This window comes from Cellulosimicrobium funkei, from assembly GCF_900155925.1.
In the GTDB taxonomy this organism is placed as follows: domain Bacteria; phylum Actinomycetota; class Actinomycetes; order Actinomycetales; family Cellulomonadaceae; genus Cellulosimicrobium; species Cellulosimicrobium funkei.
In genome coordinates, this window is record NZ_FTMI01000003.1 from 133150 (window position 1) to 147018 (window position 13869).

13 protein-coding genes are annotated in these 13869 nt (G+C 75.2%); 8 read left to right on the forward strand and 5 right to left on the reverse strand.

The genetic code is table 11. From position 1 onward, the window contains the following. The first annotated feature begins 256 nt into the window (after positions 1-256). Positions 257-4042 (forward strand): PQQ-dependent sugar dehydrogenase, encoded by a 3786-nt coding sequence (locus tag BXA05_RS08730; protein WP_143311107.1) that lies wholly within the window; start codon positions 257-259, stop codon positions 4040-4042. Positions 4043-4189: 147 nt separating this feature from the next. On the opposite strand, the gene BXA05_RS08735 is transcribed toward BXA05_RS08730, so the two are convergent. The 3 genes from BXA05_RS08735 to BXA05_RS20285 are packed head-to-tail and all read right to left on the reverse strand — an operon-like array spanning position 4190 to position 6217. Next, the gene (locus BXA05_RS08735) at positions 4190-4813 is read right to left on the reverse strand and encodes a DUF3618 domain-containing protein (RefSeq protein ID WP_034654612.1); all 624 of its coding nucleotides are present in this window, start codon (positions 4811-4813) and stop codon (positions 4190-4192) included. Beyond that, entirely contained in the window at positions 4810-5316 is a 507-nt protein-coding gene (locus BXA05_RS08740) for a phage holin family protein (protein ID WP_081600158.1), read from the reverse strand. The genes BXA05_RS08735 and BXA05_RS08740 overlap by 4 nt, the downstream gene beginning before the upstream one ends. Then, positions 5300-6217: a hypothetical protein gene (locus BXA05_RS20285; protein WP_076404741.1), complete on the reverse strand. Its 918-nt coding sequence runs from the start codon at positions 6215-6217 to the stop codon at positions 5300-5302. Before BXA05_RS20285 ends, BXA05_RS08740 begins: the two co-directional genes overlap by 17 nt. Before the next feature lie 271 nt (positions 6218-6488). Here BXA05_RS20285 and BXA05_RS08750 point away from each other — a divergent pair, with 271 nt between their 5' ends. The 4 genes from BXA05_RS08750 (at position 6489) to BXA05_RS08765 (ending at position 9352) form a co-directional block, all read left to right on the forward strand. Further along, entirely contained in the window at positions 6489-6746 is a 258-nt protein-coding gene (locus tag BXA05_RS08750; protein ID WP_034654615.1) for a hypothetical protein, read from the forward strand. Positions 6747-6862: 116 nt separating this feature from the next. Continuing rightward, entirely contained in the window at positions 6863-8062 is a 1200-nt protein-coding gene (locus BXA05_RS08755) for an iron-containing redox enzyme family protein (RefSeq protein WP_083711751.1), read from the forward strand. Further along, positions 8055-9059, forward strand: coding sequence for a glycosyltransferase family 2 protein (locus BXA05_RS08760; RefSeq protein ID WP_076404742.1), 1005 nt, complete (start codon positions 8055-8057; stop codon positions 9057-9059). The genes BXA05_RS08755 and BXA05_RS08760 overlap by 8 nt, the downstream gene beginning before the upstream one ends. After that, positions 9056-9352, forward strand: a complete 297-nt coding sequence (locus tag BXA05_RS08765) for a CDGSH iron-sulfur domain-containing protein (protein ID WP_076404743.1) — start codon at positions 9056-9058, stop codon at positions 9350-9352. Before BXA05_RS08760 ends, BXA05_RS08765 begins: the two co-directional genes overlap by 4 nt. Here the strand turns inward: BXA05_RS08765 and BXA05_RS08770 are convergent. After that, positions 9286-10128: an SDR family NAD(P)-dependent oxidoreductase gene (locus BXA05_RS08770; protein ID WP_083711752.1), complete on the reverse strand. Its 843-nt coding sequence runs from the start codon at positions 10126-10128 to the stop codon at positions 9286-9288. The two genes, BXA05_RS08765 and BXA05_RS08770, sit on opposite strands and share 67 nt — an antisense overlap. After that, positions 10125-10724, reverse strand: a complete 600-nt coding sequence (locus BXA05_RS08775; RefSeq protein ID WP_076404744.1) for a DUF2231 domain-containing protein — start codon at positions 10722-10724, stop codon at positions 10125-10127. The genes BXA05_RS08770 and BXA05_RS08775 overlap by 4 nt, the downstream gene beginning before the upstream one ends. Before the next feature lie 385 nt (positions 10725-11109). Between BXA05_RS08775 and BXA05_RS08780 the strand changes: the two genes are divergently transcribed. From BXA05_RS08780 to BXA05_RS08790, 3 genes are read left to right on the forward strand one after another with little or no spacing between them, the layout of a single operon-like run. Further along, a complete protein-coding gene (locus tag BXA05_RS08780) occupies positions 11110-11991 on the forward strand; it encodes a manganese catalase (protein WP_076405000.1) in 882 nt (293 codons plus the stop codon). A 14-nt stretch (positions 11992-12005) separates the two neighbouring features. Beyond that, the gene (locus BXA05_RS08785; RefSeq protein ID WP_076404745.1) at positions 12006-12479 is read left to right on the forward strand and encodes a DUF4383 domain-containing protein; all 474 of its coding nucleotides are present in this window, start codon (positions 12006-12008) and stop codon (positions 12477-12479) included. After that, positions 12476-13831 carry a cytochrome P450 gene (locus tag BXA05_RS08790; protein ID WP_211435848.1) on the forward strand — a complete coding sequence of 452 codons (1356 nt, stop codon included), beginning with the start codon at positions 12476-12478 and terminating at the stop codon, positions 13829-13831. The genes BXA05_RS08785 and BXA05_RS08790 overlap by 4 nt, the downstream gene beginning before the upstream one ends. Positions 13832-13869: the final 38 nt, after the last annotated feature.

A 13869-nucleotide genomic window follows, 5' to 3' on the forward strand; every position in this document is an offset into this window, starting at 1 on the left:
GGTCGGTTTTCGTGAGGGGTCCGGCCCAACTTTTCGTCTGGATATTTCAACTTCTGACTTGGCATCAGCGAAAGTCGCGCTTAGGGTCGAACGCAGCGCGGGGCCAGGACGGCGCCGCGCAGGCCCCGGTCCCTGGGGCCGTCCACCCATCCGGGTCGACCGATCAGCGGCGATCGTCGAGCAGCGGCACCGAGCACAGGTGCCGCGCTGCTGGTCGGGGACCACGGGCTCCTCGATCCACGTCAAGGAGGACGTTGTGCACAGACCATCCACGAGCCGACGCAGGCTCGCCCGAGGTGCCGCGGCGGCGCTGTCCGCCGCGTTGCTCGTCCCGCTCGCGATGAGCGGGGCGAGCGCGCACCCCGGCCACGGGGGAGACGAGAGCGAGACCGCCGCCGAGGCCGCGCAGGACGACGCGGCACCCGACTGGAACAACTACGAGAAGGTCCTGCTGAGCAAGGACACCGGTGAGCCGATCGACCTCGCCGTGCTGCCGGACTCGCGGGTCCTGCACACCGCGCGCGACGGCGTCGTCCGTCTCACCGACACCGCGACCGGCCGGACGACGCAGATCGCGAAGCTCGACGTCTACGCGAACTCCGAGGACGGGCTGCAGGGCATCTCCCTGGACCCGGACTTCGAGGAGAACGGGTTCGTCTACCTCGTGTACGCGCCCCGCGTCATGGAGGGCACCTCGCCCACCGGGGTCGAGTACCCCGAGACGACGCCGCAGGGCAGCGCGCCGAACTCGCTCCCCGCGGGCGAGGACGAGAGCTACTGGGACCGATGGCTGGGCTACAACCAGCTCTCGCGGTTCACGTGGGACGCGGAGAGCAGCACGCTCGACCTGGACAGCGAGCGCGCGATCCTCAAGGTCGACGCGCAGCGCGGCCAGTGCTGCCACGTCGGGGCCGACATCGCGTGGGACGCCGAGGGCAACCTCTTCCTGTCCACGGGTGACAACACCCCGGCCGGCGCACCCGGCGCCGACGGCTACGCGCCGAACAACAACGCGCCCGGCATGAACCCCGGGTTCGACGCCCGTCGTGGCGCGGGCAGCACGAACGACCTGCGCGGCGCGATCCTGCGGATCGACCCGATCGAGGACATCGCCCCCGGGACCGAGGTCGGGCCCGGCACCACGTACACGATCCCCGAGGGCAACCTCTTCGACGACCCGCAGTACGCGGGGTCGGAGGACCTGGTGCGCGAGGAGATCTACGTGATGGGGCTGCGCAACCCCTTCCGGATCGACTACGACGTCGAGTCCGGGGCGCTCGTCTGGGGCGACTACGGTCCCGACGCGGCCAACGCCAACCCCGACCGTGGCCCCATGGGCTTCGTCGAGTGGCAGCTGACGACCGAGCCGATGAACGGTGGCTGGCCCTACTGCCACGGCCCCAACGCGAACTACAACGAGTGGGACTTCGCGACGGGCACGCCCGGCGAGTGGTTCGACTGCGAGGCCGGCGCGACGAACAACTCCACGTGGAACACCGGCCTGGACGTGCTCCCGCCGGCCACCGCGCCGCAGGTCTACTACGGCGACCGTCCCGGCGACCAGCCGGAGCTGCTCGACCCGCTGGTCGAGCTCGGCGGCACCGGCCAGGCGCCCATGGGCGGCCCGGTCTTCCGCTCCGCCGACTACCCCGACGCGCCGGGCAAGTTCCCCGCGTACTGGGACGGCAAGCCCTTCATGGCCGAGTTCTCCCAGGACTACGTCGTCGCGTTCACGCTCGACGAGCTCTCGTCCGCCGGTGAGGTCACCGCGGTCGAGGACTTCCTGCCGAACGCGCACCTGGAGACGGTGAACCAGCCGATCTGGGACAACGTCATGGACATGGAGTTCGGTCCGGACGGCTCGATGTACGTCCTGGAGTACGGGGACGGCTTCTTCCGCCAGAACCCGGACGCCGGGCTGTACCGCATCACCTACGGGTCGGAGAACAAGACCCCGCGCGCGGCGATCTCCGCCTCCCCGGTCTCGGGCAGCGACGCGCCGCTCGAGGTGACGTTCGACGCCTCGGCCACCACGGACGCGGAGACCCCGAACGAGGGCCTGACCTTCGACTGGGACTTCGACGCCGACGGCGAGTACGACGCCCAGGGCGAGACCGTGACGCACACGTTCACCGAGCGCGGCCGCTTCGCCGTGCAGCTGCGCGTCACGGACCCGGAGGGCAACTTCGGCCTCGCGATCCAGCAGATCACCGTCGGCAACACCGCGCCGGAGATCACGCTGAGCCAGCCGGACGGCGCGGTCTTCGACTGGGGCGACGCGGTCCCCTACACCGTCGCGGTGCACGACGCCGAGGACGGCGACGACCCCGTGTGCCGGAACATCCAGTACACGTTCGGTCTCGGCCACAACGAGCACGCCCACCCCGAGGTGAGCGGTCGCGCCGCCGACACCGAGGACGGCTGCGGCTTCACGATCCAGACGAGCCCCGACGCCGTCGAGCACGGCGAGGGCGAGAAGATCTTCGGCACGCTCGTCGTGACCTACACGGACCAGGCCCAGGGTGACGTCCCCGCCATCACCGGCGAGGCCACGCACATCCTCAAGCCCCAGGCGCAGCAGGCCGAGTGGTTCGACGCGGCCGAGGGCGTCGAGGTCGTCGAGGACGCGGCGGCGAACGCCGGCCGCTACGTCACCTCGTTCGACGAGGGCGACTCGTTCACCTACCGGCCGCTCGCGCTCGTGCACGCCCCGACGGGCGAGGCCGTCGACGAGGTCACCGTCCGCGGCAGCGGCGAGGGCACTGTCACGCTGAGCTGGCAGGGCGAGGGGGCCGTGTCCTCCGAGCCGCTGGCCGACTTCGCCTTCACGGGCGAGGGCTGGCAGGACGTCACGCAGACGCTGAGCAGCGTGCCCGAGGGCTCCGGCTCGGTCGTCGTGACGACCACCGGCGGCGTGGACGTCGACACGGTGACGTTCGCCGTGGGCGAGGGCGGCACCGAGCCGGTCGTCGTGCCGGCCGAGCAGGTGTCCATCCAGATGTTCTCGCTCATCCCGTGGGTCAACGAGGCGGGCCTCCCGGCCGTCCTCGAGCGCCTGTCGGAGATCGGCTTCAAGAACATCGAGCCCTTCGGCGGCAACTTCTCCGGATACACCGCCGAGGAGTTCCGTGCGCTGGCCGACTCCTACGGCCTGAGCGTGAAGTCGTCGCACTACAACGTCGACGAGGCCACGTTCGACGCGACCCTGGACTACGTGGGGACGCTCGGCCAGGAGTACGTCGGCTCGGGCGGCTGGCCCGCACCGGGGATCGGCACCTACGAGAACACGCTCGCGACGGCCGAGGCCATGAACCGGCTCGGGGAGCGGGCGGTCGACGCCGGCTTCACGAAGTTCTTCGGCCACAACCACGACGGCGAGTTCCGCACGACGTACGAGCACGAGGGGGAGACGCTCTCGGCCTGGGAGATCCTGGTCCGCGAGACGAACCCCGAGTACGTCACGTTCCAGCTCGACGTGGCGTGGGCCGCCCACGCGGGCGTTGACGTCCCGGCGCTCATCGAGCAGTACGGCGACCGGATCGAGCTGCTCCACGTCAAGGACGCCACGGGCCTGAACGCGGGCGGACGCCCGTCGTTCACCAACCTGGGCGAGGGCGAGGTGCCGCTCCAGGAGATCCTCACGGCGGCGCAGGAGGCCGGCGTCGCGTACTACGTCCTCGAGTGGGACCAGGCGCCCGACGGCGAGGACTTCGCGGCCCACGGCTTCGAGTACCTCACCGGCGTCCCCGCCGGCGAGGCCGGGCCCGACGTCACGGCGACCGCGCAGGCGCGCTGCCTCGCGGGCAAGACCTACGTCGCGGTGCGCGCCCTCAACGAGGACGACGTCCCGCTCACGGTGACGCTCGAGACGCCGTACGGCACGAAGACGGTCGAGAACGTCGCCCCGGGCGCGAACGCCTACCAGTCGTTCGCGGTCCGCTCCGGCGAGGTCGAGGCCGGCTCCGCCACGGTCACCGCCACCGACGCCGAGGGGAGGACGGCCACGGTCACGGCCGAGCACGACGCGCTGTCGTGCGGCTGACACCGGCCTGACGCGCAGGAGCGCCGGGTGAGGCGGACGTCCGACGCCGCCTCACCCGGCGCTCGCGCGTCCGGGCACCGACCCGCTCCGGACGCACGGCGGCCCGGGTGACGCACGCGTCACCCGGGCCGCCGTCGTGCGGGCCTGTCAGCCCTCCTTGACCTGGTCGCGGACGTCCGCCGCGGCCTCCTTGCCGTGCTGCCCCACGGACTGCGCGGCGTCCTTCGCGGCGTCGCGGACGGCCTCGGCGCCCTCCTTGGCGGGCTCCTTGAGGTCCTGCACGACCTCCTGCGCCGTGGACTTCACGTCCTCGACGAGCGGGGCCGCCTTCTCCTTGACCCCGACGGCGGCGCGCTGCTCGGCGCGGCTCGACGGGAGGAGGGAGGCGACGACGAGGCCCACGCCGAAGGCCACGAGGCCGACGGCGAGCGGGTTGCCCTGCGTCTGCTCGCGCACCGCCCGCGGGGCGGAGCCCACGGTGTCGGCGACCGAGGACGCCGTGCTGCGCGCCGAGTCGGCGACCGAGGAGGCCGCCTCGCGCCCGCGCTCGGCGACGCCGTGCGACGTGTCCCGGGCCGAGCCGACCGTGTCGTGCGCGCTGCCCATGACGCGGTCCTTGACGCTCGTCACGCCCGACCGCACGCGGTCCACCTGGCGGCGCGCCACGTTGCCGGGCTTGACCTTCTCCCCGAGGGCGTCGACGTCGCGGCTCAGCTCGGTCCGCGTGCGCTCGATGTCCGCCCGGATCTCCTCCGGATCGCTGGTGCTCATGAGTTCTTCTCCTCGTGTCCTCGGACGGCGTTCGGGATCTTCTTGAGGGTGTCCGTGGTCTCGGGCATGCCCTCGACCGTGCGCAGCTCCTTGCGTCCGCGCGCCGCGAGCACCGCGGCGACGATCGCCCAGAGCACCGCGACGACGACGGCCGACCAGCCCCGGCCCATGACGGCGCCGAGCGCCCACCACAGCGCCACGGAGAGGAACAGCAGGACCATGTGGCCCGCCACCCCGGCGCCGGCGAGCATCCCGGCGCCCTTCCCGGCGCGCTGCGCGGACTGCTTGGCCTCCGCCTTGGCGAGCTCGACCTCCTGACGCATGAGGGTCGACAGGTCGCGGCTCACCTCGGCGACGAGCTCGCCGAGGCTCTGCTGCTCGGCCTGCTGGTCCGCCGACGTCGGCACGGGCTGCGGCGTGGCCGCGAGGCCCGGGTCGGGGCCGCTGCCCGTCGTGTGCCGACCGGTGCCCGCCGCGGCGAACGGGTCAGGGGTGTACGACATCGGGGCCACCTCCCGGCCGGGCGCCCGAGCCGGGCGTCGTAGGCGGGTACGACGGCGCCGGGGGAGCGCCCTCGGCCGACGTCGCGACGTCGGGGTCGTGCGCCAGGCGGTCGTTCGCGAGGCCCGGGTACGCGCCCGCCGTGCCGATGTCCGGCGCGCCCGTCGTGCCCGTGCCGCCGGTCGTGCCCGGCACGCCGGTGGTCCCGGTCGTGCCGGTCCCGCCGACGGTCCCGGTGGTCCCGGTCGTCGCGCCGGTGGTCGTGCCCGTGCCCGTGGTCGTGCCGAGCGGTGCGGCGTGCGCGCCGCGCGTCGCGGACGGCGTCGACCCGGTGCCGCCGCTCTGCTCGCGGTCGGAGCCGGTGTCCGGTGCGTCCTTCATCCCGCGCACGAGGCGCCCGACCAGCAGGCCGGCCCCGGCGGCGAGGAGGAGGAACGTCCCCGGGCGGCGCCGCGCGAAGTCCTCGACCTCGTGCAGCACCGACGCGGGCTCGCGGTCCTCGAACCACTGCGCCACCTGCCCGGTGGCGTCCCCGGCGCGCCGCACGAGGTCGGTCGCGTAGCCCGGGTCCTCGGTGCCGTCCGCCATCTGGCGGAGCTCGTCACCGAGGGACCGCAGCCCGCTCGCGAGGCGCTCCTGCTGCGTGCGCGCCTGGTCGCTGAGCTCCGTCCTCGTCTGGTCGACCAGGCCGCGGGCGCGGTCCGTGGCCTCGTGCGCGACGTCGCGCGCCTTCTCCTTCGCGTCCTGCGCGACCTCGCGTCCGGCGTCGCCCGCGTGGGACGCGGCCTCGCTCGCGCGCTGCTTCACCCCGGACGCGGCGCCGCCGCCGTCCCCGGTGCCCTGCGCCGTCCCGACACCCGGCGAACCGGGCCCCGAGCCGTACGGCACGTTCGTCTCGCTCATGGTCGGACTCCCGTCGTCGTCGCCGCTCGTGCGGCGTGACTGGCGACGGAGCGGTAGCCGTGCCGGGCTCTCGCTCCGCCGGTACGGCCACCTCCTGGACCACCTCCCACGCTAGGCGCGGGCCGCGCGCACACAACTGGAACGGGGGTCGCCCCGCGGGTTGCGAGCGGACGGGGCCTTGCGACCGTGGGAGGAGGTCCAGCAGCCGGCCGCCCCCGCCGGGCCCGGCCCGGCAGCACGACGGCGCCCCCGGGCGCAGGAGGTTTCGACCATGGCCACAGGAGAGACCGGGTTCGACGACGTCACGTTCGACCTCATCTCGGTGCAGTACCACTCGCTCAAGGCCGGGCACGACTACGGCCAGTACGTGCGCGACGCCCGGAACGCGGGCAAGGAGGAGATCGCCGCGTTCTTCGAGAAGGTGATGGCGGAGGACTCCGAGCGGGCCCAGCAGTGCCACCGCTTCCTCGCCGACCTGACCCAGGACGGCACGTCCGCGACGTCCCCGCAGGGCTCCCAGCAGGGCTGATGCACCGCCGGCCGCCCGCTCGGGAGCCGGTTCGGCTCGCGAGTCGGGCGGTCCGTGGGGAGCATGGCGGTGGCGTCGAGCAGGGGCGCCGTCCGCGCGAGCGTCAGGAACACGTGATGACCTCCACCGCCCTCCCCGCCCACGTCCCCACCGCCGGGTCGGCGACCACCACCGGACCGGCGGACGAGCCCGCGCCCGGAGCCTCGCCGGCACCGGGGTCGGGCCGCCTGCCGCGGCCCCGTCCGCGGGGCCCGTTGAGCGCCGCGCTCCTCGCCGCGCTCGTCGAGCCCCCGGGTGCGGCCGACCTGCGGCCGGTCGAGGACGCCGTCGGGCCGGCGCTCGACGCCGCGGCCGGGACGATCCTGCGCGACGAGGACGTGCAGCTCACCCTCACCCTCCTCTACGAGCTCCACTACCGCGGGGTCGAGGGCGTCGACGACGACTGGGAGTGGGACCCGGCGCTGCTCGCGGTGCGGGCACGTCTCGAGGCCCCGTTCGAGGCCGCGGTGCGCGGGCGCGCCGGCCGGCCGGCGTGCGACGCGACCGACGCGGCGGGCGTCGCGCGACGGCTGTTCGAGCTCGCGGCGGCCGACGACGGCCCGAGCCTGTCGCGGTACGTCGCCAAGCGCGCCGACGCGGGGCAGGCGCGCGAGCTCCTCGCGCTGAAGTCCCTCTATCAGCTCAAGGAGGCCGACCCGCACACGTGGGCGGTCCCGCGGCTCGCGGGCGTGCCGAAGGCGGCGCTCGTGGAGATCCAGGCGGACGAGTACGGCGGCGGTCGGCCCGGCCGCATGCACGCCGAGCTGTTCGCGCAGGCGATGCGCGGCGTCGGGCTCGACGACACGTACGGCCGCTACGTCGACGCTGTGCCCGCGGTCGTGCTCGCGGCCCTGAACACGATGTCGCTCTTCGGCCTGCACCGGCGCCTGCGGGGCGCGATCGTCGGCCACCTCGCCGCGTTCGAGATGACGTCGTCGGTGCCGAGCCGCCTGTACGGCAACGGCTTCCGCCGCCTCGGGCACGACGCGGACACCACCTGGTACTTCGACGAGCACGTCGAGGCGGACGCGGTGCACGAGCAGATCGCGGCGCGCGACCTCGCGGGGCGCCTCGTCGAGCAGGAGCCCGCGCTGCGCGACGACGTCCTGCTCGGCGCGGCCGCGTGCCTGGCCGTGGAGGGCGACGTGGCCGCCCACGCGCTCGAGCGCTGGCAGCAGGGCGCGTCGGCGCTGCGCGTGCCGCTCGCCCCCGCCGTCGAGCCGCAGCCGGGCACCGGCCCCGCCGCGGCGCAGGAGGGCGACGCGCCGCGTGGCTGACGTGACCTACGTGCTGCCGCTGCGCCGCGAGCAGCCCGACGAGCCGGCGACGGCCGAGCTGTCCGCCTACCTGCACGACCTCGCGCGCCACGTCGACGTCGTCGTGGCGGACGGGTCGCCCGGTCCCGTCCGCGACCGCCACGCCGCCGCGTGGGGCGGCGCGGCGCGCACCGTCGCCGTCGGCCCGCCGCCCCCGGGCTGCAACGGGAAGGTGGTCGGCGTCCTCGCCGCCCTGGCCGCGACGACCGCGCCGCGCGTCGTCGTCGCGGACGACGACGTGCGCTGGGACGCCGCGACGCTCGACCGGGCGCTCGCGGCGCTCGACGACGCCGACGCCGTCGTGCCGCAGAACGTGTTCGACCCGCTGCCGTGGCACGCGCGCTGGGACACCGCGCGCTCGCTCGTGAACCGCGCGCTCGGTCACGACTGGGCGGGCACGGTGGTGCTGCGGCGCGACGCGCTCGGCCCCGACGGGTACGACGCCCGCGTGCTGTTCGAGAACCTCGAGCTGGAGCGCACCGTGCGCGCCCGCGGCGGGACGGTCGTGCACCGTCCCGACCTCCTCGTGGCCCGGCGCCCGCCGCCGACGCGGAAGTTCGTCGAGCAGCGCGTGCGCCAGGCGTACGACTCGTTCGCGCAGCCCGTGCGGCTCGCCGCGGAGCTCGCGCTCGCCCCGCTCCTCGGCGCGTGCGTCGCGGGTGCGGTGCGGTGCCGCGGGCCGGTGCGCGCGGCGTGGCTGGGGACGCTGGTGGCGCTGCTCGCGGGCGTCGTCGCGCTCGCCGAGGCGGGACGACGGCGTGCCGGGGGCAGCGCGGCGTGGCCCGCGTCGTCGGCGCTGTGGGCCCCCGCGTGGTTGGTCGAACGGGCGGTGTGCGTGTGGGTCGCGGTCGTCTGGCGCGTCCGCGGCGGCGTGCCGTACGCCGGCACGCGGATCCGCCGGGCCGCACACCCGACGGCCGCGCTGCGCGGCGCGACGACGCGGGCGGTGGCCGCGTGACGGGCGCCGGGCGCGCGTCGCGCGAGGAGCAGTCCCGGGCGGGGTCGCGCGAGGAGGAGGTCACGGTCACGGCGTGCCCGGACGGGCCGCTCCTCGTGCGCGGTCCCGCGCGGCTCGTCGACCAGCAGGGTCGTGAGATCGAGCGGCACCGCGCGACGGTCGCCCTGTGCCGCTGCGGCGGCACGGCCATCCCGCCGTGGTGCGACGGGACGCACAAGGTGAACGGCTACCGCAGCGGCGAGCCCGACGACGGGGCGCGCGGGACCGCCAGCGACGGCGGGACGGGCGCGTAGAACCAGCCGTGGAACGCGGCCCGCGCCGGCTGGGGCAGGACGCGGGCGACCGCCAGCATGGCCTTGCCCTGGAGACCGTGGACGACCTCGGGCCGGCCGTGGACGAGCGCGTCCACGGCCTGCCGCGCCACCGCGGCGGCGCTCGGCTTCGGCAGGCGCCCCACGTGCGTGCGCTCCATGCCGGCCTCCCGGAAGAACGGCGTCCGGGTGGGCCCGGGCAGGAGCGCGGTGACGGTCACGCCCGTGCCGGCGAGCTCGCCGCGCAGCGACCACGCGAACGAGCGCAGGAACGCCTTCGACGCCGCGTAGGTCGCGAAGTGCGGCGCCGGCATCTCGCCGGCGACGGACGCCGTGACCAGCAGCCGCCCGTGCCCCTCGGCGAGGAGGTCGGGCAGCAGCAGGTGCGTCAGATGCGCGACCGAGCGCACGTTGAGGTCCACGAGCCGCAGCTGCGCCTCGAGCGGGGTGCGGGCGTAGGCGCCGTGCACGCCGACGCCCGCGTTGAGGACGACGGTCGAGACGCCGAGCTCGCGCGCCCGCCGGGCGGTGGCCTCGACGCCGCGCGGCGTCGTGAGGTCGACCGTGAGGCCCTCGTGCGTCCCGCCGTGCGCGGCCAGATCGCCCACGGTCGCGTCGACGTCGCGGTCGGCGACGACCAGGACGTCGTGCCCCCGCCGGGCGAGCTCGTGCGCGAGCGCGCGGCCGATGCCGCTCGTCGCGCCCGTCACGAGCGCGTTCGCGCGGTCCCGCACGACCGCCGGGGGACGCGGCGTCACGGGAGGTCCGGGACGTCGTCGTCGCCGAGCGCGACCTCGGCGGGCGGCTCGCGCAGCGCCTGGGCCAGGTGGCCGCCGAGGAACGCGCTCGCCCCGGCGAGCCCGTAGGCGGCGAGCGACACGGCGACGCCCGACCGGCGCCGGCCGCCGCGGCGCAGCAGCCACGACGCGCCGTAGAGCAGCGAGACGCCGGAGTTGAGCGCGGCATGGACCGCGCCGACACGGCGCGCGCGGCGGTCGACGTCGAGGTAGTCGGCGAGGCCCGTGAGCGCGGTCGGCGCGACCGCGAGCACGCCGAGCCCGACGAGGCGCTGCGCCGCGGGCGCGCTGCGCTCGCCCCCGACGAGGTCGAGCACGGCGGCGCTCGTCCACAGACCGACGGGCACGTCGGTGAGGGTCGCGTGCAGGGCGTGGCCGAGCGAGCGGCCGTGCAGCTCCTCGCGCAGCCGTCCGTGCGAGGGGACGAGGGCGAGCGCGACGCCGCGCACGGTGCCGGAGAGCCCGTCGAGCGCGGGGGAGTCCTCGAGCCGCCGGGCGAGGCGCAGGAGGACGGGGGAGTCGTCGTCGCGGGCGGCGGTGCCGGGGGCGTCGGGCATGGTGGCTCCTCAGGTCTCGTCGAGCTCCCGTTCTCGAAGCTGCGTCGACCGTAGGCACGTTCGCGCGCGCTCGCGCGCGTGGGCCCGGACGCACGTCGCCCTCGTCCCGGCGGGCCCGGACGAGGGCGGTTCGCCGCGGGGCAGGCGTGCGGCGGTCTTCTTCACCGGCTGCCCCGCGACGGGCACCACGCTAGGGGCTCGGCTCCCTCGGCGGCCTTCCCCGCCGGGGGTGAAATCCGGCGTGTCGTGGTCCGGCCGCCCCAGATGCGACCGGCGGCGGACGGCCACAGGGTGGGAGGACGCTCGACGCGTCGAGAACGGGGCGCGTGCCGTGGTCCTCCCGTGCACGCTCGTGCCCGGGAGGCGACCTCCCGAGGGAGAGACCATGTTCTTCCACCGTCAAGAGCTCCAGCACCAGGCCACGCCGGACCGCCCGGACGCCGTCTACGCCCGCAAGCTCCAGGAGGTGCTGGGCGGGCAGTACGGCGAGATCACCGTGGCCATGCAGTACGGCTTCCAGTCCTGGAACGCCCACATCCCCGGCAAGTACCGCGACCTGCTCTACGGCATCGGTGCCGAGGAGTTCGGGCACGTCGAGATGCTCGCGACGATGATCGCGCAGCTCCTCGAGAAGGCGCCCGTCGGCGCCGTCGAGGGAGCGGTCCAGAACGACCCCACCGTGGCGGCGATCATCGGCGGCACGGACCCGCAGCACGCGATCGTCGCGGGGGCCGGCGCACGGCCCGTCGACTCGAACGGCAACCCCTGGTCGGCCGGGTACGTGACCGCGAGCGGGAACCTGCTCGCCGACTTCACGGCCAACGCCAACGCCGAGATGCAGGGCCGCGTGCAGGTGGCGCGGCTCTACCACATGACCGACGACGCCGGGGTGAAGGACCTCCTGGCGTTCCTGCTCGCGCGCGACACGATGCACCAGAACCAGTGGCTCGCGGCGGCGCAGGAGCTGCGCGACGAGGGCGTCGAGGAGCTCCCGGTGCCCAGCACGTTCCCGCTGTCGAAGGAGGACCGCGACGTGTCCTACCAGTACATCAACTTCTCCGACGGCGAGCACGCGTCCGAGGGGCGCTGGGCGAGCGGCCCGACCCCCGACGGCAAGGGCGAGTTCACCTACGTCGCCGAGCCGCCCGCGGGCGTCCCGATGCCGCCGCCCACGACGCCGGACGAGCGCTTCCACGGCACGACCGGGAAGCCCTCGACGCTCGAGAAGGCGAAGGGCGCCGTCAAGGACGCCCTGCACAAGGACTGAGAGGGGAGGCCGACATGACCGCCGCATCCGCACCACGGGGCGCCGCGCGGGCCGACCGCCCGGCGCGGGGCGTCCACCAGTACCTGGCGCTCGTCATCGGGATCGTCTACCTGCTGGTGGGCGTCGTCGGGTTCGCCGTCACGGGGTTCGACGGGTGGACCGTGCACGACCACTCGCAGACCCTGCTGGTCTTCGCGATCAACCCGCTGCACAACGTCGTCCACCTCGTCATCGGCCTCCTCGGCGTGCTGCTGTGGAGCCGGTCGTCGAGCGCCCGGACGTACGGCTGGATCCTCGCGATCGGCTACGGGGCCGCGTTCGTCTACGGGCTGGTCGTCGTGAACGACCCGGAGGCGAACGTCCTCAACATCAACGGCGCGGACAACGTGCTGCACGCGGTGAGCGCGGCCGCGGGCCTCGCCATCGCGCTGTGGCCGGCGCGCCGGGAGACCGGTCCCGCGACGCCGACCACGAGGACGGCCGCGTGACCGACACCCCGGTCGACCTGACGGCGAGCGAGACCGGGCGCGTCCTGCGGGACGTGCTCGGTCCGCTCGTCGCCCAGGGCGCCATCGTGCGGCGTCCCCGCGCGACCGCCTGGGCGGAGCGACGCCAGGTCGACCGCACGTCGCGCCGGGTGCTCGAGCGGCTGCGCGCCCGGTACGACGGCGCGCCGCTCGTCGTGCGCCTCGGGGGCCGGCGGCTCGTGCTCGCCACGCGGCCCGAGCACGTCGAGCGCGTCCTCGCGGGCTCGCCCGATCCCTTCACGCCGGCGTCCTGGGAGAAGCGGGGCGCGCTCGCCCACTTCCAGCCGGACGGCGTGCTGATCTCGCCGCTCCCGGAGCGGCTGGTGCGCCGCCCGTACAACGAGGCGGCGCTCGACATGTCCGAGCCCGTGCACCGCGACGGGGACGCGTTCGTCGCCGCGGTCGAGCGCGAGACCCGCGCGCTCGTCGCGACCGTCGAGGCGTCGGGCCGGCTGGACTGGGACACGTTCGCCGCGTCGTGGTGGCGCACCGTGCGGACGGTCGTCCTCGGCCGGGCGGCGCGCGACGACGAGCGCCTCGTCGCGATCCTCGACGCGCTGCGGCGCGACGGGAACTGGTCGTGGTTCCGGCCGCGCCGACCCTGGCTCCGCGCCGCCCTGGAACGGCGGATCGCCGAGCACGTGGCCGTCGCCGAGCCGGGGACCCTCGCGGCGCGCGGCCGCGACACCGGCGGGGCGGACGCCGTGCGTCGGCAGATCCCGCACTGGCTCTTCGCGTTCGACGCGGCGGGCGCCGCGACGTTCCGCGCGCTCGCGGTCGCCGCGGCGCGGCCCGCCGTGCGCGACCGGCTGCTCGCGGAGCCGACGACCGCCGGGGAGGGTCCGGCCGTCCTCCCGTACGCCCGCGGGTGCGTGCTCGAGTCCGTCCGGCTGTGGCCGACGACGCTCGCGATCCTGCGCGACGCGACGGCCCCCGTGCGCTGGGGCGCGCGCACCTTCCCGGCGGGCACCGGGTTCGTCGTGCTCAGCGCGTTCTTCCACCGGGACGCGGACCGCCTGTCGTTCGCCGACGCGTTCACGCCCGAGGCGTGGCTCGACGGCCGGGCCGACGCCGACTGGGGCCTCGTCCCGTTCAGCGGCGGTCCCGTGTCGTGCCCCGGCCGCAACGTCGTGCTGCTCCTGGCGTCGCACACGCTCGCGCGCGTCGCGCGCCTCGACCCGGCCGTCGCGCGCGGCCGCTACCTCGCCCGGGACCCGCTCCCGCCGACGATGGACCACCTCGGCCTGCGGTTCGGGCTGCGCGGCGAGACGGCCCGCCGGGAGGGCGAGCTCGCCCCGAGCGCGGCCGCCTAGACACCGCCTAGACACTGCCCAGGCAGCACGAGGGCCCG